The 17,716-nt window shown below is 49.2% G+C and carries 18 protein-coding genes; 5 read left to right on the top strand and 13 right to left on the bottom strand.

What is annotated here, in order from left to right; all coding sequences use genetic code 11:
- Nucleotides 1–18 precede the first annotated feature (18 nt).
- The 3 genes from DZK30_RS24355 (at nt 19) to DZK30_RS24345 (ending at nt 1,848) form a co-directional block, all read left to right on the top strand.
- Nucleotides 19–585, top strand: a complete 567-nt coding sequence (locus tag DZK30_RS24355) for a TetR/AcrR family transcriptional regulator (protein ID WP_118976807.1) — start codon at nt 19–21, stop codon at nt 583–585.
- 45 nt (nt 586–630) lie between these two features.
- Nucleotides 631–1,479 (top strand): sialate O-acetylesterase, encoded by an 849-nt coding sequence (locus DZK30_RS24350; protein ID WP_118976806.1) that lies wholly within the window; start codon nt 631–633, stop codon nt 1,477–1,479.
- Nucleotides 1,480–1,599: 120 nt separating this feature from the next.
- On the top strand, nt 1,600–1,848 hold the full coding sequence (locus DZK30_RS24345; RefSeq protein ID WP_118976805.1) for a hypothetical protein: 249 nt from the start codon (nt 1,600–1,602) through the stop codon (nt 1,846–1,848).
- Between the two features lie 91 nt (nt 1,849–1,939).
- Here the strand turns inward: DZK30_RS24345 and DZK30_RS24340 are convergent, their stop codons facing one another.
- Nucleotides 1,940–2,326, bottom strand: a complete 387-nt coding sequence (locus DZK30_RS24340; RefSeq protein WP_118976804.1) for a hypothetical protein — start codon at nt 2,324–2,326, stop codon at nt 1,940–1,942.
- A 166-nt stretch (nt 2,327–2,492) separates the two neighbouring features.
- Between DZK30_RS24340 and DZK30_RS24335 the strand changes: the two genes are divergently transcribed.
- Nucleotides 2,493–3,230 carry a DUF4386 domain-containing protein gene (locus tag DZK30_RS24335; protein ID WP_118976803.1) on the top strand — a complete coding sequence of 246 codons (738 nt, stop codon included), beginning with the start codon at nt 2,493–2,495 and terminating at the stop codon, nt 3,228–3,230.
- Nucleotides 3,231–3,308: 78 nt separating this feature from the next.
- Here DZK30_RS24335 and DZK30_RS24330 read toward each other — a convergent pair whose 3' ends face one another.
- The 11 genes from DZK30_RS24330 to DZK30_RS24280 all read right to left on the bottom strand — a co-directional run bounded on the left by DZK30_RS24330 (nt 3,309) and on the right by DZK30_RS24280 (nt 16,201).
- The gene (locus DZK30_RS24330) at nt 3,309–4,226 is read right to left on the bottom strand and encodes a hypothetical protein (protein ID WP_118976802.1); all 918 of its coding nucleotides are present in this window, start codon (nt 4,224–4,226) and stop codon (nt 3,309–3,311) included.
- A gap of 667 nt (nt 4,227–4,893) precedes the next feature.
- Complete coding sequence (locus tag DZK30_RS24325; protein ID WP_118976801.1) at nt 4,894–5,199, bottom strand: hypothetical protein; 306 nt, start codon at nt 5,197–5,199, stop codon at nt 4,894–4,896.
- Nucleotides 5,200–5,259: 60 nt separating this feature from the next.
- Entirely contained in the window at nt 5,260–6,810 is a 1,551-nt protein-coding gene (locus tag DZK30_RS24320; protein WP_118976800.1) for a M28 family peptidase, read from the bottom strand.
- A 139-nt stretch (nt 6,811–6,949) separates the two neighbouring features.
- Nucleotides 6,950–7,591 carry a hypothetical protein gene (locus tag DZK30_RS24315; RefSeq protein WP_118976799.1) on the bottom strand — a complete coding sequence of 214 codons (642 nt, stop codon included), beginning with the start codon at nt 7,589–7,591 and terminating at the stop codon, nt 6,950–6,952.
- A 79-nt stretch (nt 7,592–7,670) separates the two neighbouring features.
- Nucleotides 7,671–8,033 carry a SnoaL-like domain-containing protein gene (locus DZK30_RS24310; RefSeq protein WP_240432987.1) on the bottom strand — a complete coding sequence of 121 codons (363 nt, stop codon included), beginning with the start codon at nt 8,031–8,033 and terminating at the stop codon, nt 7,671–7,673.
- 209 nt (nt 8,034–8,242) lie between these two features.
- Nucleotides 8,243–9,787 (bottom strand): RagB/SusD family nutrient uptake outer membrane protein, encoded by a 1,545-nt coding sequence (locus tag DZK30_RS24305; protein WP_205529560.1) that lies wholly within the window; start codon nt 9,785–9,787, stop codon nt 8,243–8,245.
- A gap of 405 nt (nt 9,788–10,192) precedes the next feature.
- Nucleotides 10,193–11,737 (bottom strand): RagB/SusD family nutrient uptake outer membrane protein, encoded by a 1,545-nt coding sequence (locus DZK30_RS24300; RefSeq protein ID WP_118976797.1) that lies wholly within the window; start codon nt 11,735–11,737, stop codon nt 10,193–10,195.
- Nucleotides 11,738–11,936: 199 nt separating this feature from the next.
- On the bottom strand, nt 11,937–12,917 hold the full coding sequence (locus tag DZK30_RS24295; protein WP_118976796.1) for a T9SS type A sorting domain-containing protein: 981 nt from the start codon (nt 12,915–12,917) through the stop codon (nt 11,937–11,939).
- A gap of 94 nt (nt 12,918–13,011) precedes the next feature.
- Complete coding sequence (locus DZK30_RS24290) at nt 13,012–13,755, bottom strand: hypothetical protein (RefSeq protein ID WP_118976795.1); 744 nt, start codon at nt 13,753–13,755, stop codon at nt 13,012–13,014.
- Between the two features lie 660 nt (nt 13,756–14,415).
- Nucleotides 14,416–15,330 (bottom strand): helix-turn-helix domain-containing protein, encoded by a 915-nt coding sequence (locus DZK30_RS24285; protein ID WP_118976794.1) that lies wholly within the window; start codon nt 15,328–15,330, stop codon nt 14,416–14,418.
- 4 nt (nt 15,331–15,334) lie between these two features.
- Nucleotides 15,335–16,201, bottom strand: coding sequence for an SDR family NAD(P)-dependent oxidoreductase (locus DZK30_RS24280; RefSeq protein ID WP_118976793.1), 867 nt, complete (start codon nt 16,199–16,201; stop codon nt 15,335–15,337).
- A 211-nt stretch (nt 16,202–16,412) separates the two neighbouring features.
- Here DZK30_RS24280 and DZK30_RS24275 point away from each other — a divergent pair, with 211 nt between their 5' ends.
- Nucleotides 16,413–17,024 carry a hypothetical protein gene (locus DZK30_RS24275; RefSeq protein WP_162903429.1) on the top strand — a complete coding sequence of 204 codons (612 nt, stop codon included), beginning with the start codon at nt 16,413–16,415 and terminating at the stop codon, nt 17,022–17,024.
- A 49-nt stretch (nt 17,025–17,073) separates the two neighbouring features.
- Here DZK30_RS24275 and DZK30_RS24270 read toward each other — a convergent pair whose 3' ends face one another.
- Nucleotides 17,074–17,715, bottom strand: a complete 642-nt coding sequence (locus DZK30_RS24270; protein ID WP_118976791.1) for a response regulator — start codon at nt 17,713–17,715, stop codon at nt 17,074–17,076.
- Nucleotide 17,716: the final 1 nt, after the last annotated feature.

The following is a 17,716-nucleotide window of genomic DNA, read 5'->3' as shown; positions in this document are numbered from 1 at the left end:
TTGTCATACATTTGCGTCATGAAAGAAACGAAACAGGAGATCATCGATGCGGCTATCTCCGTGCTGAACGCAGATATTTCGGCCCCTCTCGATTTCATTGCAGCAAAAGCCGGTGTAAGCCGCAGAACATTGCATCGCTATTTCAGCAGCCGGGAAGAATTGCTGGGCGCTTGTGCGCAGGACATGATGCTAACCTGGCAAAAGGCCATGCTCGTCGCTTACAACAGCACACGCGACCCCATTGAACAGCTGGAACAAATGCTGTATGCCGGTATCGATTGTGGTGTGAAATATGCTTTCCTCAATAAACTGCGGGATCATGTTGATCAGGAGCTCCTGCAGGCTGTGCCGGATAAGCAATATGAGCAGGCAAGGGACAAATGGTTTCGCCGCGTTCCCGGCCTGCAACGAAAAGGCATAATCAGCCGCGCACTTCCCGCGCCCTGGATTAAAGCATTATTTACCGGTATGATCACTACTACTATCGAAGCCTTGCGCTCAGGAGATGTGGCGCCAAACAAGATCAAGGAGCTGGCCTGGCACAGCTTCAGCAAGAGCATCGGCATTGGCCACCAGCAAGGCTAACCGGCAAGGCAATACTTGATCCAAACTCAATAAACATACGATACCATGATCCACTCATTTTTAATGATAGGACAATCCAATATGGCTGGGCGCGGCTACCTGAAAGAAGTGCCCCTTATTTTTGATGAAAAGATTAAAATGCTACGCAACGGTCGCTGGCAGATCCTCTCGGAGCCGGTCAACTACGACCGGCCGGTAGCCGGCGCCAGTCTCGCCGTCTCTTTCGCCGCGGCATGGCGTATGGACCACGGACAGGAAGAAGCAGGATTGATCCCCTGCGCCGAAGGCGGCGCCAGCCTGGACGACTGGACCGTTGGCAGCGCACTGTTTACACATGCCATATTACAGGCCAGGCTGGCCCAGCGCAGTAGCAAACTGACCGCCCTGCTCTGGCACCAGGGAGAAAGCGATTGCTTTCCCGACCGCGCCGCCGTCTATAGCGAAAAGCTCGGGGTTATTGTGGACGCGCTGCGCCGGGAGCTGGATGCACCAGATATGCCACTCATCGTTGGAGGGCTGGGCGACTACCTGACCTCCGGCATTTATGGACAATATTTTTCGGCTTATGCACAGGTGAACGAGGCCCTGCGCCACTTTGCGCTCACACAACCGCATTGCTATTATGTGAGCGCGACAGGCTTATCGTCCAATCCGGATGGTGTTCATTTAAATGCGGTTTCCCTGCGCCGGTTCGGCATTCGTTATTACCGGGCATTCGACAAACGCAGACATATAGAAGTGCCGGAAGAGGAGGATAGCTTATTGGCTACGATCTACAACAGGCCCTTCAATCAAGGGGAATTGATCGCTCTTCTTGAGCTGCAATTTGCCGGTGGTTCACTAACGCCGGAAGAATATACCAGGCAATTGGAAGATCTCCGGAAGCAAGGCTAAGCAGGCCGTTACTAAGGTAAAGAAACCGGAAAGCACGGTTTGCAAATACCGGCTTCCGGGTATTTCCTATCCCGGCTATCCGGTATACCTTCAAGGTTCACCAAACAAATTGCGTTTTTTATGAAGAAGCAAAACCAACAGGGCAAATTGCGTTTAAACAAAAAGAAGATCACGCTACTGACGGGTACCGACACCACCAAAGGCGGAGCAGAGACCCGCGGCGAAAACTTTTGCGTACGTACGGTGCAGGAAACCTGCATGGCCAGCTGTGGCGCGTTCACCTGCATTATCACCCATAGCCCGAACTGCGCTCCTGTAAAGACCAAAGTCAATTGCGCTCAGCTTACCGAGCTCCGGTGCATTGGCTAAGCAGGCTTTAAAAGAAACAAAAGCGGCACATGGCGTGCCGCTTTTGTTTTAAGGCTATGCCATTATAATACGGCATAGTAGCTATATACGTCTATTCTTCCCAGAATACGAGCTGAACGAATACCGGATCGCCCTGCATCGATTCATCGAGGGTAACTTCAACCTGATTGCCACCACACCAGGGATTGCTCAGCGTGCCAAAGGTATAAGTACCCGCCGGCAAGCCCAGGAACAGGTCGGGTGTATGGCTGTCCGTTTCATACATGTCGCCGGTCTGCACATTCTGAGCCCAGTAGCCATATACACCCGAAGTGTGCACCGGGTTACCATAGTGATCGACCAATTGCATTTCGACGGTCAGCATAACTGTGTTGGCGGCAGCGACATGACCGGCAATGGCGGGCAATGCGGCGTAGGCGACGGAGCCGGCTGTCAGAAGGCCCAGGCAAAGGGTGCTGATAAAGATAGCTTTCTTCATAAGTGTTCGTGTTTAAGTATAGGGCCAAAAATAATGGATCCGATACTCCACCTCCCTTTCATAGCATTACCAATAGGTTAACCGCCGTAAATTACCTGTTTCCCGGGAAGGCCACACTACCTGTATCCTGGCAGCACCAATTTCAGCAAAGGATGTAACCATTTCGATGTGCCTGCGATACATAACCCAAACAGGAATAAAATGGGAACACCAAACACCACCGCTGGCCGGCTTTCTTTACCTGGTCGTTATACTGACCGGTATGTTTAGCCTGGCCTACATTCCCTCGAAGCTGATCGCCTGGGACGATGCCGGACTTACCTTCCGGAATATAGCATCTGCCAGGCAGTTGTTCCGCCTGGGCATTGCCAGCAGCATGCTTTGCTATATTGCTTTCCTGCTGCTGCCCCTGGCGCTTTACCAGTTGTTGCGACCGGTAAACATATCCTATGCCCGACTCATTGCCGTATTGGCCATAGTGAGCGTGCCCATATCGCTGTACAACCTGGAGCATAAGTTTGCCGTGCTTTCCCTGACCGGGCATGCAGGCTACCTGAAAGCTTATGATCTGGTACAGCTGTCATCGCAGGTAATGTTCCAACTGGAGCAGTACGATTCCGGCATCCGGATCGCAGGGATATTCTGGGGGCTCTGGCTATTGCCGCTCGGTCTTTTAATATACCGGTCGGGAATGCTGCCCAAAGTGCTTGCCGTATTGCTACTGTTGGGCGGCCTGGGGTATATCATCCGCGTCCTGGGTGATACGGTCGTGCCGCATTTCGGCCGCTATTCCTTTTCGTCCTATATCACATTGCCTGCCACCGCAGGAGAAATGGGCACCTGCCTGTGGCTCCTCATCTTTGGTGTGAGGAGGAAGGCGGAGAAGAATGATGTAACACGGTAGCACTCTCTGCCGGTATACCGCCCGGGAAGAGAGACCACAGGTTTGCCAGGATTTAACAGGGTACAACAAAGGCACAAGTTACCTTATGCCTTCGCGGTGTTTTTCGATTTCGTGTATCAGGAAAGTGAAGAGATTGTCTTCTTTAATATGAGCGATCCGTGACTCTATATTCTGGTATTCCTTTTCATTTTTTGAAAAGGAAAGGAATTTAAAATCCAGCTGATTTGCAAACTCGTCGCCTGCATTCTTGACCAGTTCAATAATACCCGATATATCGAATTTCCCATAGAGCAATAGCCTGTTCAATTCGATCTGGAGCTCTCTTAGTGGTCGTTCTAGCAGCACCTTCTCTTCACCGGTCAATGTATTCAGATAACCATTTTTGTGCTCTGCAATCTGCTTATGTATCTCATAAAGTAGCTTGTAGTCGTCCGGAACGAGAATATAATTACATTGCGCGATCAGCTGCTGGATTTGGGCCTTTTGCTGGTCGCTAAAAGATATCCGCGACAACCGGGGCTTCATTTGCCCGATCAGCGATTCCGTCAGCGCAATCATGGCATTAAGCGTCGTATCGTAAGGAGAAACGGTGTAGCCGCTCGCTCTTCCATCCCGGTCTTTGATCGAGAAGAGATAAGCCACACCATCGTAAATGGACGTTGCATTAACCGGATAATTTACTTTATCGATAACAGATCGGTAAAGCTGCCGCAGCAGTTCGAAATCGTCGGAAGAAAGCGTACCACTTTTTACGTTGATGCCAACTTTATCCCGATGCCTGGCGTACCAGATATTTTCGGTAGTGACTTTATACGTAACCAGATAGCCTGAATCTTTCTTCCTGACCTGAAACAGGTACTCCGGCGTGAACGACGGCTTGGCGATCATCCTCAATGTGTATCGGTCATCAACTGTGTCGATCAGCTTATTCCGGAGTGTAGAATAGTACTTGTATTGATAGTCTTGCAGATCATAAATACTTTCGTTAGGTTCCAAGTATTGGGCTACAGACAGGAACGGGAGGCAACTACAATATAGCAATAGTAACAAACGTAACATGGGCCGGCAGTATTTTAAACCTAACACTCAAAATAAGCTTTCCGTGTGGAACCGGAGCGGAAAAGGATACCAACAGCAGAAAAACAGCAGAAAAACAAAAGCGCTTCGGATGCGCAGGAAGCAAGACAAGTGTATAACGGCGATCGCAGCGAATGAGTAACGCTATAAGGGTTTTGAACCCTTATAGCGTTGTCTCCGGCTGGCGACAAGCTCAAGTACCGGCTTCGTCTCCTATATCCGGATAGTCAGAATTATCAAATACCTTACCTGTTTTTTCGAATGGGCTTCTATGATTTGCATATAAGCTACCAAAATTTCAGAATAGGCACCCAAAATTTCAGAATAGGCACCCAAAATTTCAGAACAGGTTTCAATAATTTCAGAGTAGGCACACAAAATTTCAGAACAGGTCTCAAAAATTTCAGAATAAGGTCTTAAAATTTTAAAACAGCTTCCTGAAATCTCAAAATAAGGCCTCAACATTTCTGAATACGATCCGAAAATATTCAGATGGTTATTACCTCCTCCGTTCAGACCGCTATCGCGTTCAGACCGGCTGCAGCGGATAAGCAACCGCTATAAGGGTTTCGAACCCTTACAGCAGTTAGTCTCTGCCATCGGGCATATCTTCGATATTAAATACTTTATAGCCTAAAGCATGGGTGGCCATTTCTGTCAATTGCCGTACCCATTGTTCCCATTCCTCATCGGCCATAAGTCCGCAAAAAAGTAGTCCTCCCGGCTCTACAGAAGCCCATACATGCTTTTCGTTTTCGTCGACCCCAAACCAGGAAGGCGATTCATATCCCTCCAGCCAACCTTCCAGCCGGCTATACACCAATGACAGCTTTTGCCAGGTTACGGGAGGTGCATCATAGCTTACATTAAGGGTGACCGATTGCGCTTTCATATATGGAATCATTGCGGTGAAAATGTGCCAGCATTAAGCCTTATAGTCCTACGATCTATGCTAGTACCCCTGCCCCGTCCTGTTGGCGTCCTGGGGCTGGGGCCATTTCATGCGTTCGCCTTTTTCGAGGGGCAGCTCGGCTTTACGACGGCTGAAAACCTCAGGCTCTTCGCAGGCCAGGTATACCAGGGTCGCCATGGTCACAGCATTGCGCCTCATCTCTTCCCATACGATCTTGTCGTAGGTATCGAGGGTAGTATGCCAGGTGTACATACCATAGTCCCAATTGTTGCTCAGCAGGAAAAAAGCAGGCACATCGTAAGGAATAAAGGCGGCATAGTCGGAACCGCCACGGCCGCCGGGATCGCCGGGAAAAGTAGTCTCGATAGCCTTCCGGTTTTCTTCGGGCAGGTAGCCGAACCAGCGCCGGAAATAATCGTAGGCATCGAGAAAGCCCAGGCCGCTCAGCTTGCTGATGCGGCCGGTACCATTGTCCTGGTTGAAGAGCACCGATATTTTGGGCAGGAAATCTTTATGATCAGCGGCAAAGGCTTTGGAACCATTAAGTCCCTGCTCTTCGCTACCCCAATGCCCAACGATAATGCTGCGCTTGGGATTGGGATAATATTTTTTCAGAATGCGCATTACTTCCATCATCAATATAGAGCCGGTACCATTGTCGGTAGCACCGGTGCCGCCATCCCAGCTATCGAAGTGGGCCGAGAGCATCACGTACTGCTCCGGGTTCACCTTGCTTTTAATCTCGGCCAGGGTATTCTGCGCGGGCATGGGGCCCAGGTGCTTCGATGTCGTGGCGATCTGCAGGCGGGGCGTAATGCCTCTTTGTACAAACCGGCAAAGCATCTGGTAGTCCTCCATACGTACATCTACATGCGGGATCTTTTTGGTTTTGGTGCCAAAGATGCGATTGCTCGACCAGCCGCCGGTCCAGTAAGAGGAAACCAGCGCTGCTGCCCCGGCAGCTTCCAGCTGGGTCTGTATCTTATTGGTATTGGTACCCATAGCTTTCAATCCGTCAGACCAGGCATTAAGCGCCTTCTCTTTCTGCTCCAGATAATGTTTATAGTCGGCCTCCAGCGCATACTCCTTCCAGCTTGATTCGGGCCGGCCCGATACCTGCTGCTGCGCTATCAGCACGATCTTGCCTTTGGCCATGGGTAGCCAGGCCTGCAGCGCCATCGAATCTTTTAGCATAGGCAGCAGGATCACATCGCCTTCTACCGGCTTACCTTTGGGGGTCTCGGGCGACCAGGCCAGCTGTATGCCATCCAGCTGATCGGTACGCGGTGCGGTCATCACGATATTGGTCTGGCCGCGTTCCCAGCCCGGCCAGGTACCATACTTCTCATTGTGGGCATCGATACCCCAGCTCTTATAAGTCTTCAGCAACCAGTCGTTGGCTTTGAGCAATTGCGGACTGCCGATCAGGCGCGGGCCGATATCGTCCATCAACTGTTGGGCCAGCATTTCCATTTGGGAATGATTAGCGGCTTCATTTTGTATGTTTTTAATGATATTGGTATCGACTTGCGCTTTCGAAACGAAAGCAGGCGCCAGCAGGCAGCCCAGCAGCAGGTATTTTTGGATCATTATGTGTTCGGTAAATGTTGCGGCGGCTAAAATAGAAAAAATGCACGAATGAATTTGCTTACCGGCACAAAAGCAGCAGCTAAAATTGCTTTCCAAACACTATAGGGAAGATAAACAGGTATAAAAAGCAATGGTTAAACTAATGGCCGAATTTTCCCGTTTTACCTGCAGACCAGAAGATAAAATCAAGTTTCTTAAAGGTCGTCACAGGATAAGAATCGAACCTGTTATCAAAGGATTCCAAGAGCTTTGGAAGTAGCTCTTTATCGACAATACTTTTATAACCATCGCGAATAATGGACAACTGCGCTAAATAGGTCTGCAGCTTCTCGTTAAAATCAAGTGTAGCATAAGGTTGCTTTAACCCAAAAACAGAAACAACCTTGTCATCATAGATGGGATGCTGCTCGTCAAGCATATTGGCCATTTTCGTACAAAATGAAAATTGCAACGTGTTTTTACCGCTTAATGCCGGAAAGCTCCAAAGATGCTTTACCGCTTTTACGAGATCGAAATTTTGATTGGTTTTGAAATCAGCGAGAATCCTGAAATATTCCGCCTTCATTTCTCTTGTCAGCCCGGCATTATCTAATCTGAAAAAGCTACGGTACAGGAATTGAAAAAGATAGTTTGAAACAACATCGGTTGCCTCAAACTGATTTCTCAAAAAGCAATAAACGGCCAGGCTTTCCTCCTGGATATTTTCGATTATGGTATGCGCCGATTCCTCAAGCAAGCGGGAAATGGTTATTATATCCCGGGCATCTTTTCTCTTTTTCATGTTAGCAGGACAAAAATTAAGGATTTCCAGGCTCAATTTCAAAACATCGGCCAGGAAATCCCCTCATCCTGTTTAACGGCTACACAAAAAACTGCTCCGATATAATCTTACCATCCTTCACCTGGTACACGCAGAGCTCGGTCATCGTTTCACGGTCACGGCCCTTCATTTTGAGGTCCATGGTAAGCGCGAAGGCAAAGGTGTTGCCTGCAACGACCGGTGCCGACACTGTGCTACCATACCATTCTTCTACCATCGCGCTGAATTTCCGGTCCTTTTCTTTCAACGCTTCTTTTCCCCTGGTCTCTTTATCAAAGGCCGGGGTAGCATGCGCCTCTATGCTTACGGCGTCATCGGCATATAATTCCTGCTGCGCTAGGCTAAACTCATCGTTGCGGCAATAATCTGCCAGTCGTGTGGCAATTTGTTCTACAGTCATCATTTAATTTCTTTTAGTTTAGATAAGAAATAACCCGCACTCGGGTTCGCACCCAGGGACGCAGGCCTGCAATTGATATAAGACAAATAAAAGCGCCCGGTGGTTCAGCGCCGGCACGATGAAGGCATGAAAAAGCCCCGTGTAGACACACAGGGCGAAATCACAATAAAAAAAACACTTGATCAGACGGGTTGTCTGTAAAAAATATCAGGTTAAGGATTCTGGTCTGCCGTACCCAGGGTCTTGTTGGCCAGGAACTCGCCGCCGGGAATACGCCAGAGGAACGCAGGAGAGTATTGCCCGAAGTTCATGCTGGCTGATCCTAAGATACTCACAATATGCCCCTGCGTAACGGTCCGTACCAATCCAATTTGGTTAGGAGCCAGTTTCACCGCTGTAAAGGTGGCTTGTTGGCGCTTGATATCGAAGAAACGGAAACCTTCGCCCCAGAGCTCGATACGGCGCTGGATCCAGATCTCCTTGATGAGGGTATCGGAGCTATTGGTGGGCGCATTGTAAGTGGGTCTCCTGGTTTGCACAAATTCATTAAATACGGCAGCCGCTTCAGCTACTTTGTTTTGCTGGGCCAACGCCTCTGCCTCCGTCAGCGCCATTTCGCTGGCACGCATCAAGGGATAGTCGCCTACATAACCGCCTTTAGTAACCGCTCTGAACTTGCGCTGGGAGTAAGGCACATAGCCTGCAGCAGGATCTCCGGCTTTGGTCCACCATACCTTACGGGCATCCCGGGTAGTATCCAGGTATTTGTTGAACAGCTGCCTGTTGACCATCTTCTGTTGGCGGGCGCTGTGCATGCCATTGTCCTGGTCCATTTGCGCCAGGAAGGAATACCAGGGTGCGCTCTGCTCCTGGTTCATGGCAGCGCCCCATATCCATTCTGCATTACCGACGGAGTTGAACCCGGCACCAATATCGGCAGCAGTCATATAATTGTATCCGTTACGCGCTTGCCGGGCATAAGTAGCCGCTTTGTCCCAATCCTGCATTTCAAGTGCAACGCGGGCATAGATACCCTTGGCCACATTACCATTGATCTCCGATTTGGTGCTACGGCTTATACCGGAGCCATCAAACAGTGCGATCGCCGCTGTAAGATCGTCGGTGATCTGCTTGTATACCGTCTCCATTGAAGCTCTGGGAGCGGGCGTCTGCGTGGGCGCCGTGTATAAAGGTACTGCCGGAGCTTTGGTTACCGGTCCCGGCCATTTGGTACCGCTTCCGGTAACGGTAGCCTTATAGGTATGCTGATACAGGCGGCACAGGTTGAAATATGCCCAGGCGCGGTAAGCCAGCGCCTGCGCCTTGACCATATCTTTTGCGCCTTGATCGCTAACTACGTTATCTACATTGGCAATGATAAAGTTGGCGTTATTGATGAACTGGTAATAGTAGCCCCAGGCATACAACCCATTATCAACGGCGGCACGTGCTGCTGTATAGCGGTATTCTTGAATAAACCAGTTAGACCCGTAACTATTAACAGGCATGTCCTCCCCCATCAGGTCGTAGGTGAGGCACTGGGAAAGGAACGCGAAACTGTTGGTCTCGTCGCCGATCCGGTAAACCAGGCGGTTCATACCCTGCACGGCAGCCTGGGCGCCTTCAATCGTATTGAAAACATCTTCCGTAACAGCCTGATCCGTAGGCTTTCGTTCCAGGAAGGATTTTTTACAGGAGACCATACTCAGAGATGTAAGTACCGATATGGCCAAAACCAACTTTTTGTGCGAATTCATTATCATTTTGTATTTTTTTAGCTCATAAATAACCGGTTATTGTAACATTTGGCATAAAGACAACGCAACCGAACGAAAGTACTATTTTATTCTTTTTTTAATCATTATTTATACGCATCCTGTCCCTTTATATCAAAAAATCACCCTTTTATGTGAGCTAAAACAATTAAAATAGGCTGTTATGTGCTTTGCAACAAAAAACATACTGTATGTTCTGGTACATTCATTTTTTTAAAAAAAGTAATATTATATGCATATTATTATGCTTCAAAAAAGGGGAAGCTATAAAGCGAAGACGGTTTGAAGGCATAAAAAAAGCCCCGTGTAGACACACAGGGCGAAATCACAATAAAAAAATATTCAGCTCACTTAATGGCTTAGCAGAAAATCATCAGACACATCAGGTTAAGGATTCTGGTCTGCTGTACCCAGGGTCCTGTTGGCCAGGAATTCACCCGACGGGATGCGCCACAGAAATGCGGCGGCATATTGTCCGAAGTTCATGCTGGACGTTCCTGCAATGCGTACGATATGACCCTGAGCCACAGTTCTCACAAGGCCGATCTGGTTAGGAAGCAACTTTACCGCCGTAAAGCTGGCTTGTTGCCGCTTAATATCGAAGAAACGGAAACCTTCGCCCCAGAGCTCGATACGGCGCTGGATCCAGATCTCCTTGATTAGCGTATCGGAGCTATTGGTGGGCGCAGTGTAATTAGGTCTCCTGGTTTGCACAAATTCATTGAATACGGCAGCCGCTTCCGCTATTTTGTTTTGCTGGGCCAGCGCTTCAGCCTCTGTCAGCGCCATTTCGCCGGCACGCATCAGCGGATAATCGCCTATGTAACTACCTTTGGTAACCGCCCTGAATTTACGCTGGGAGTAAGGAACATAGCCGGCCGCCTGATCGCCGGTCTTGGTCCACCATACTTTACGGGCATCACCGGTAGTATCCAGGTATTTGTTGTATAGCTGCCTGTTAATCATCTTCTGTTGGCGGGAACTATGCATATTGTTGTCCTGGTCCATTTGCGCCAGGAAGGAATACCAGGGTGCGCTCTGCTCGGTATTCATGGCAGCGCCCCAGATCCATTCGGCATTACCCACAGAATTGAACCCGGCGCCAATGTCGGCAGGTGTCATATACGTAAAGCCGGCACGCGCTTCTTTAGCATAAGTAGCGGCCTTGTCCCAATCCTGCATTTCCAGCGCGACGCGGGCATAGATACCTCTGGCCACATGGCCATCGATCTCCGATTTGGTGCTACGGTTCACACCGGAACCATCGAACAGGGCGATTGCTGCGGTAAGATCGTCGGTGATCTGTTTGTATACCGTCTCCATTGCAGCTCTGGGAGCCGGTGTCTGTGTAGGGGCTGCATACAAGGGCACGGCCGGCGCTTTGGTTACAGGGCCGGGCCATTTGGTGCCGCTTCCGCTAACGATAGCTTTATAGGTATGCTGATACAAACGGCAAAGGTTAAAATAGGCCCATGCGCGGTAAGTCAGCGCCTGTGCTTTTACCATATCCTTTGCACCCTGATCGCCAACTACGTTGCCTACATTGGCAATGATAAAGTTGGCGTTATTGACGAATTGGTAGTAGTAGCCCCAGGCATACAGGCCATTGTCGACGGGGACGCGTGCTGCTATATAACTGTACTCCGCAACGAACCAGTTGGATCCGAAACTGTTGATGGGCATATCCTCCCCCATCAGGTCGTAGGTGAGGCACTGGGATAGGAAGCTGAAGCTGTTGGTTTCGTCCCCGATCCGGTAAATCAGGCGGTTCATACCCTGTACGGCAGCCTGGGCGCCTTCAACCGTTTTGAAAACATCTTCCGTAACAGCCTGATCTGTAGGCTTTCGTTCCAGGAAGGATTTTTTACAGGCGGCCATGCTCAAAGCCGTGAGCGCCGACAACATTAAAACCATCTTTTTGTGTGATCTCATTATTTGTAAATTTTTTTTCAATAAATAGAATTTATTACTATTATTAATTTACAACAAAGACACTCTTACTTAACCTGAATACTATTGAATATCTTGCTCAAAAAAAATAGCAAGATTTATAAAGGGAATCATTTGCAGCAGGAACGTAAAAAAAGCCATAGCATTTGCCATGGCTTTTGAGTAGTCAGCAGGATATTCTTTACTGCTTTACAAGCTTGATGCTTTCATTAGATACGCCGTTCCCTATTTTCAGGCAATAGCTACCCGGTGCTATATCCTGCAACCCGAGGATGCAGTTCTGTACTGCAGTATGGAATGTTTTGAGCAACCTGCCATCCATCCCCAGCAGCTCGATCGTTGCCATTCCCTGTGGTACCTGACTCAGCGTTACGGTAACGGACGCGCCGGCAGGATTTGGATAAATCTTCGTTTCGCCGGCCCGTTGGCAGGGACTGGTCGCCGTGATCACCTGGCTGTACAAGGCCGCCCTACCCTGTTCGCTGATCGCCAGGCGATAGCTATTCATTCCCGGCAAGGGCGAAAGATCGGTTAAGGAAAACAGATTACCGGTTTGCAATACACTTGCTTGTATTGCGCTGAACGATTTACCGTCCGTACTACGTTCTATCTGGAAATTGCCGGGCTGCGCTCCATCGGCATGCCAGATCAGCTGTATAGAGCAAGAGGAGCCAGGCGCTGCCGCGAAGTCCCGATAATGGACAGGCAAAGGAATGCTGGTGCTGGTTGCTGTGATCCTGTTCAATACGATAGTGGGCATTCCGGAGCTGTAAACATAATAAGTATTGTTGGTGCTCGCCGTGCTGTTAAAGCGCAGGAAGCCGCCACCGGGACTGGCATTGATCATGGACAGGGTACCTTCCTGGTTGACGCCCAGCTCCGGTGCGGCATAATGAATACCCGCCATACCCGAAAAGGTAAGCGAGGGGGAAATAGTGTATACCCTTGCGATGCTGCTACCGCTGCCGGCTGTAGTCGGTGTATTGGACAAGCGTATCGTATCGTTCTGCAAGGTCAGGTCGGTAGCGGGTGTCAATACCAGTCCCTGGCTGGCAAGGGGCGTACCCGCTTTGATCAGCAGGCCGGCGCTTCCCGTGGCCAGCTGGGCCCGGGTTACCGTGGCCATGCCTCCCATTGCTATTAAAAATGCTAAGCGTTTCATGTTTTTGATTTTAGGTCTAAGACTTCACCAGCTATTGTACGGCTGACAAAAGTGCCCGGATGAGGAAAACAATTGGGTTGGGTCCGATGGCAACTTAGTACCCTTTCAGCATAACGGTAAACAGCGTAGCAGGCTCCTGGTTGGTCTGTGTAAAACTGTAAGAGAGTATATCTCCCGGCACCACGGAAACGGTTGTAGTGCCCGTGCTTTGACCCGATCCCGTTGAGCCCACGGCCAGCGCGGCTGTGGCGGAAGCAGTAAGACCGGTCGACACACCGTTTTTATATAGCGTGATCGTAATGGTATTGGCTCCGCCGATAAGCGAGCCACCAGGTACTACACGGCTTGCCACGTACAGACGATTAAAAGTACAAGCGGCAGGCACTATATAAGCTGTCGTTTGCGTAGTGCCATTGGTAGTCGTTGCAGCGGTATTGTCATAGTAAACGCTTGCCTGCGGACTCTGGTAGGGTACGGGACTGAAAAAAAGCGGCCCCAGTGCCGGCGTACCTGCTCTATAGGCGCCCACCGCAGGCGTAATGATCACTGTGCTGTCGCGGGCAGGCGTAGCAGTTACCGGCGTCCAGGCCGAGCCATTGTACACGTAAAAGCCAGGCGTATTGTCCGTCTGGTAAATGAGCAGGCCGGTTGCCGGCGAAGCGGGGCGGCTGGCCAAAGGCATACGTGGTACCAGCAAGCCTTTGCCCGTGGCAGTAATGTCGAGCATGGCAGAAGCATCGGGCGTTGTGGTGCCAATGGCTGCCTGGGCAGTGGCAAGGTTCGTCTTCAACAACAATACGGAAGACAGGAAGAGTGATGTAGCGATACAGATTTTCATAAATTGAATTATTGGTGTACCAAAAATAATCGCTGAATCAAGAAAAGATACATTTAATATTGAACCATATAAACAAAGGCATTACCTATGCCAGTGAAGTGAAAGATGGCGTGCCGGGACTGGCAAGAAGAGCGAAAAGATACTTTCTTACGGCTAAAAAAATCGCATGAGATCGCTTCCTGAGGTACGGGAAGGATATACGATATGGCATTCGGTCGCCGGTTGTTTTTACATGCCACCAGTTATTAAAAAAGATTGACTATCCGGATAAAGGAAACAAAGTTTTGCACGTCTATAAATATCAACTGGGACGCTTTGTTTTACCCCTCTTTTTGTTTGGTGTTACTATCTTTTCTTTTTTATTCGCATCTATGTTCATTGCTTGTTATGGCGCTCATGAGAAAAGTTGCTCCGCCAAAAAAGAAATAAAAAAGGCGGCAAAAAAACAATGCTCCGCTGTTTTTTTGTGGCCGGCGCACCCAGGCTTAAAAACAGATAGCAACTTTAATGCAGCATTGCCGGGCATAGGGTCATAGATCAACGTTTTAATCATTGACCCAAAGGATTATTTCTTTATTGCTACTATTTTAGCTGATTTCCTATATCCGGATAGTCAGATTAAAAAGATCAGGGCACTTCACCAGAAGCGCCCTGATCTTTTTAATGAAAGGCCTGCCGGAAGGCCAGTGGCGACTGACTGGTCTTTTGTCTGAAGAGTTTGCTGAAAGATTGCGGATGCTCAAATCCCAGCTCATAGGCTATTTCGCTTACCGACATATTCGTGGTGCTCAGCCGTTCCTTTGCATGATCGATCAGCCGGTTCTGGATATGCTGCTGGGTATTTTGCTGGGTATGCATGCGCAGGAGCTTTCCCAGGTAACTGGGCGAAATATTCATCTGTGCTGCTATGGTTGTTACTGTTGGCATCCCTTTACCCGCCAGGTTGCGCTCATCAAAATGTCGTGCAAGGATCTGCTCAAAATGAGCAACCAATTCGTGGTTGGCTTTTTTCCGGGTAATGAACTGCCTTTCATAAAACCTTTCCGAATAGATCAGCAGCAGTTCTATCTGGGCAATGATGAGCTCCTGGCTGAATTTGTCGATATTGGACTGATATTCCTGCGCTATTTGCTGCAATATCGATACAATGACCTGCTCTTCCTTTTCAGAAAGAAAAAGGGCTTCATTCACCGCGTACTGGAAAAAATCATAAGATTTTATCTTGGCCGCCAGCGAAGTATTCCATATAAAATCGGGATGGATCAGCAACAACCAGCCACTGGGCGCCGCTACCGCATCCGGATTCATCTCTGCTTTCAGGAACTGGAGCGGAGAGACGAAGGTAAGCACACCGGAGTCAAAGTCATAGGGCTGCTGTCCGTAGTTGAACCGGGCACTGACGTTCCGCTTTAACCCTATGGAATAGAAGTCCTGTATCCATTTCAGCTCATTGCCCTGAAGAGGATAAACAACCTTACTGTAGTCGATAAGGCTGATGAGCGGATGCTCCGGCGCAGGTAAACCGCAGAAGCGGTGAAAATCGGATAGCGACCGAAAGCGGAATGTCTTGTCCATTGCGCTAATTTACGACATTATTTTCCTGAGCGGTTATCGCGGTGGATACGGTAAGGTCTTGCCATTGCGCTACATCATTGGCGATAAGCTCATTTTTTCTTTTAAACACACCGTAAGCATCCTGTCCCAGGAACAAGTGCACCGGCGGATTCTTTTCCCTGCTGATGGCGATCAGCACCCCGGCCGCTTTTTCGGGATCATTGGCCTGGTTGCCATTGATATCATCAAGATGTGCCTGTTCCAGCTTCCTGGCGGCTTCATAGGCTCCGATGGCGCGCTGTGGTGTCTTAATAGAACCCTGCGATAGAAAGTCGGTGCGGAAATAGCCCGGGTAAATGACGGTAGCCTTCAGCCCGAATTCCCGGATCTCTTCTGCGAGGCTTTCCGTGAGGCCCGCGAGGGCAAATTTGGTTGCGCAATAGATACCCCAGCCCGGGAAGCTACCGAAATAGCCGCCTACAGAAGCGATATTGATTACGTGTCCCGATCTGCGTTCTCTCAAATAGGGCATCACATTCCGGATCACGTTCAGCGCGCCAAAGACATTGACATCGAAATTGCTCCTGGCTTCTTCGTCTGTCAGTTCTTCCAGCGTACCGATCTGCCCATAGCCGGCATTGTTGACCACTACATCCAATTGTCCGAAATGTGCTATACTTTGTTCGATAGCTTTCTTCACATCGTCATTATCCGTCAGCCTTACCGCGAGCGGTAGAAAGTCAGCCGGGGAGGCTGGGATCTCCTTAGTCAGGGACGCTACATCTCTTGTTGTTGCCACCACGCGAAAGCCCTCTTGCAGCAGCTTTTTTACCAGGGACAAACCAAGTCCCTTGGATGCACCGGTTACCAGCCATACTTTTTTCGTTTCCATCTTTTTCGTTTTTAAATGATGATGCAAAGATGGGCCGGCTTTTAATATTGTCTGTAGCTGTATCGGGAAATGATGTATCCTTATCGGGAATAGGTAGTTGCCTGCCGGCAAATCTACCGGGAAGCAGGTATTTCCGCTCAGCATCTATTGTATAATTTCGCATGTAAGCAACAACGGCCGCTACGGTTTATTAATATTTGCCCCCATTCCAATGATGAAGAAATTATTCTGCGCTGCCATAGCCGGTATAGTAATTACAGCTACCGCAAGCGGCCAATATGTACAACCCAACGATATTAAATCATCAATCGAAGAGGTTTTTCCCACACAGCCCTTCGACTCCATTGCCGCCAAAAATGCCTTAGCACCCGGCCCCGCTACCGTCAATGGAGTGCTCTATTCGAAAACCAAGGGCGTTGAATTCGGCGATGGCTTTAAGACTATCTACCTGTTTCCCAATACACCTTATTTCAGAGAATGGTATGATATGAAGAAGAAGGGCGTCCAGGTAAAAAAGGGTATGATAAAAGTACCATCGATGGATAGTACGGCGCACCGGTATAGCTATTGGTGCCTGGCCAATGTGGAAGGCAAATTTGGCTTCCCGAACCTGAAGCCGGGAAAATACTTTCTGTGCGTTACGGTCGACAAGTCGTCCACGCGTACCTACGACCGTTATCAAGGCAGCAGCTATGATAACTACGGCGGGCAGGCCGATCACTACTCCCGGGAAAACTACAATACCTTCTACAAGGAAGACCTGATAAAAGAGATCGAAATACCTGCCGGAGAGAAGGTCTTAAATGTACGCTGGAAGGAGTGATGTTTTCGAAGATAGCCTATCCTGCTATCTTTCCGGACAAAAGCTGCTTTCAGCCCAGAAGCAATCCCATTTCAAGCGCTTTGGCTACAAGGCCTGTTACATTTTTCACGTCCAGCTTCTGAAATAAATGATAACGGTGGCTTTCCACAGTCCTCAAGCTTAAAAACAGCTTGTCGGCTATCTCCTTGCTCGAGGCATGTTCTCTGACGATGAGCCTTAATATTTCCTTCTCTCTCCTGGTAAGCGAGGGGATGTGGCCTTTCTGCTTTTTTAGCTGCAACGATTCGCTCACGATCTGCTCTTTCAGGCCGGGTTCAATATATTGCTCATCCTGGTAAACGCACCGGATAGCATCTACCAGCGTGTTGAGGTCCGTATTTTTGAGCAGATACCCCTTCACACCAGCCTGCATCATCTTCGTCACATATTGTGTCGTATCAAAATTGGTCAGCGCCAATATTTTTATCTCCGGCCACTGTTCCGAGAGCCATTCGGCAATGCTAACGCCATCTTCGCCCGGCATCCTTATGTCGAGCAGCAATACATCCGGCTCCTCAACTTTCAGGCCTTCCTCCAGCTCGGCTTTACTACGGTACATGCCGGTAAGCTGTACGATGGTATTGTCTGCCAGCATTTGCTGTATACCGTTCAGCACAATGTACTGATCATCTAATATGGAAACCCTGATCATA

The sequence above is a fragment of the Taibaiella koreensis genome, assembly GCF_003545715.1.
GTDB lineage: Bacteria > Bacteroidota > Bacteroidia > Chitinophagales > Chitinophagaceae > Taibaiella > Taibaiella koreensis.
The sequence above is the reverse complement of the archived record's forward strand: the minus strand, read 5'-3'. Positions and strand labels throughout refer to the sequence as shown.

Excerpts from the sequence above, each read along its gene's own strand:
- DZK30_RS24295 (WP_118976796.1), bottom strand. The coding sequence starts at position 12,917 with ATGAAACGCTTAGCATTTTTAATAGCAATGGGAGGCATGGCCACGGTA.
- DZK30_RS24345 (WP_118976805.1), top strand. The coding sequence starts at position 1,600 with ATGAAGAAGCAAAACCAACAGGGCAAATTGCGTTTAAACAAAAAGAAG.
- DZK30_RS24275 (WP_162903429.1), top strand. The coding sequence starts at position 16,413 with ATGATGAAGAAATTATTCTGCGCTGCCATAGCCGGTATAGTAATTACA.
- DZK30_RS24340 (WP_118976804.1), bottom strand. The coding sequence starts at position 2,326 with ATGAAGAAAGCTATCTTTATCAGCACCCTTTGCCTGGGCCTTCTGACA.
- DZK30_RS24355 (WP_118976807.1), top strand. The coding sequence starts at position 19 with ATGAAAGAAACGAAACAGGAGATCATCGATGCGGCTATCTCCGTGCTG.
- DZK30_RS24310 (WP_240432987.1), bottom strand. The coding sequence starts at position 8,033 with ATGATGACTGTAGAACAAATTGCCACACGACTGGCAGATTATTGCCGC.
- DZK30_RS24315 (WP_118976799.1), bottom strand. The coding sequence starts at position 7,591 with ATGAAAAAGAGAAAAGATGCCCGGGATATAATAACCATTTCCCGCTTG.
- DZK30_RS24300 (WP_118976797.1), bottom strand. The coding sequence starts at position 11,737 with ATGAGATCACACAAAAAGATGGTTTTAATGTTGTCGGCGCTCACGGCT.
- DZK30_RS24325 (WP_118976801.1), bottom strand. The coding sequence starts at position 5,199 with ATGAAAGCGCAATCGGTCACCCTTAATGTAAGCTATGATGCACCTCCC.
- DZK30_RS24290 (WP_118976795.1), bottom strand. The coding sequence starts at position 13,755 with ATGAAAATCTGTATCGCTACATCACTCTTCCTGTCTTCCGTATTGTTG.
- DZK30_RS24305 (WP_205529560.1), bottom strand. The coding sequence starts at position 9,787 with ATGAATTCGCACAAAAAGTTGGTTTTGGCCATATCGGTACTTACATCT.
- DZK30_RS24335 (WP_118976803.1), top strand. The coding sequence starts at position 2,493 with ATGTGCCTGCGATACATAACCCAAACAGGAATAAAATGGGAACACCAA.
- DZK30_RS24285 (WP_118976794.1), bottom strand. The coding sequence starts at position 15,330 with ATGGACAAGACATTCCGCTTTCGGTCGCTATCCGATTTTCACCGCTTC.
- DZK30_RS24280 (WP_118976793.1), bottom strand. The coding sequence starts at position 16,201 with ATGGAAACGAAAAAAGTATGGCTGGTAACCGGTGCATCCAAGGGACTT.
- DZK30_RS24320 (WP_118976800.1), bottom strand. The coding sequence starts at position 6,810 with ATGATCCAAAAATACCTGCTGCTGGGCTGCCTGCTGGCGCCTGCTTTC.
- DZK30_RS24270 (WP_118976791.1), bottom strand. The coding sequence starts at position 17,715 with ATGATCAGGGTTTCCATATTAGATGATCAGTACATTGTGCTGAACGGT.
- DZK30_RS24350 (WP_118976806.1), top strand. The coding sequence starts at position 631 with ATGATCCACTCATTTTTAATGATAGGACAATCCAATATGGCTGGGCGC.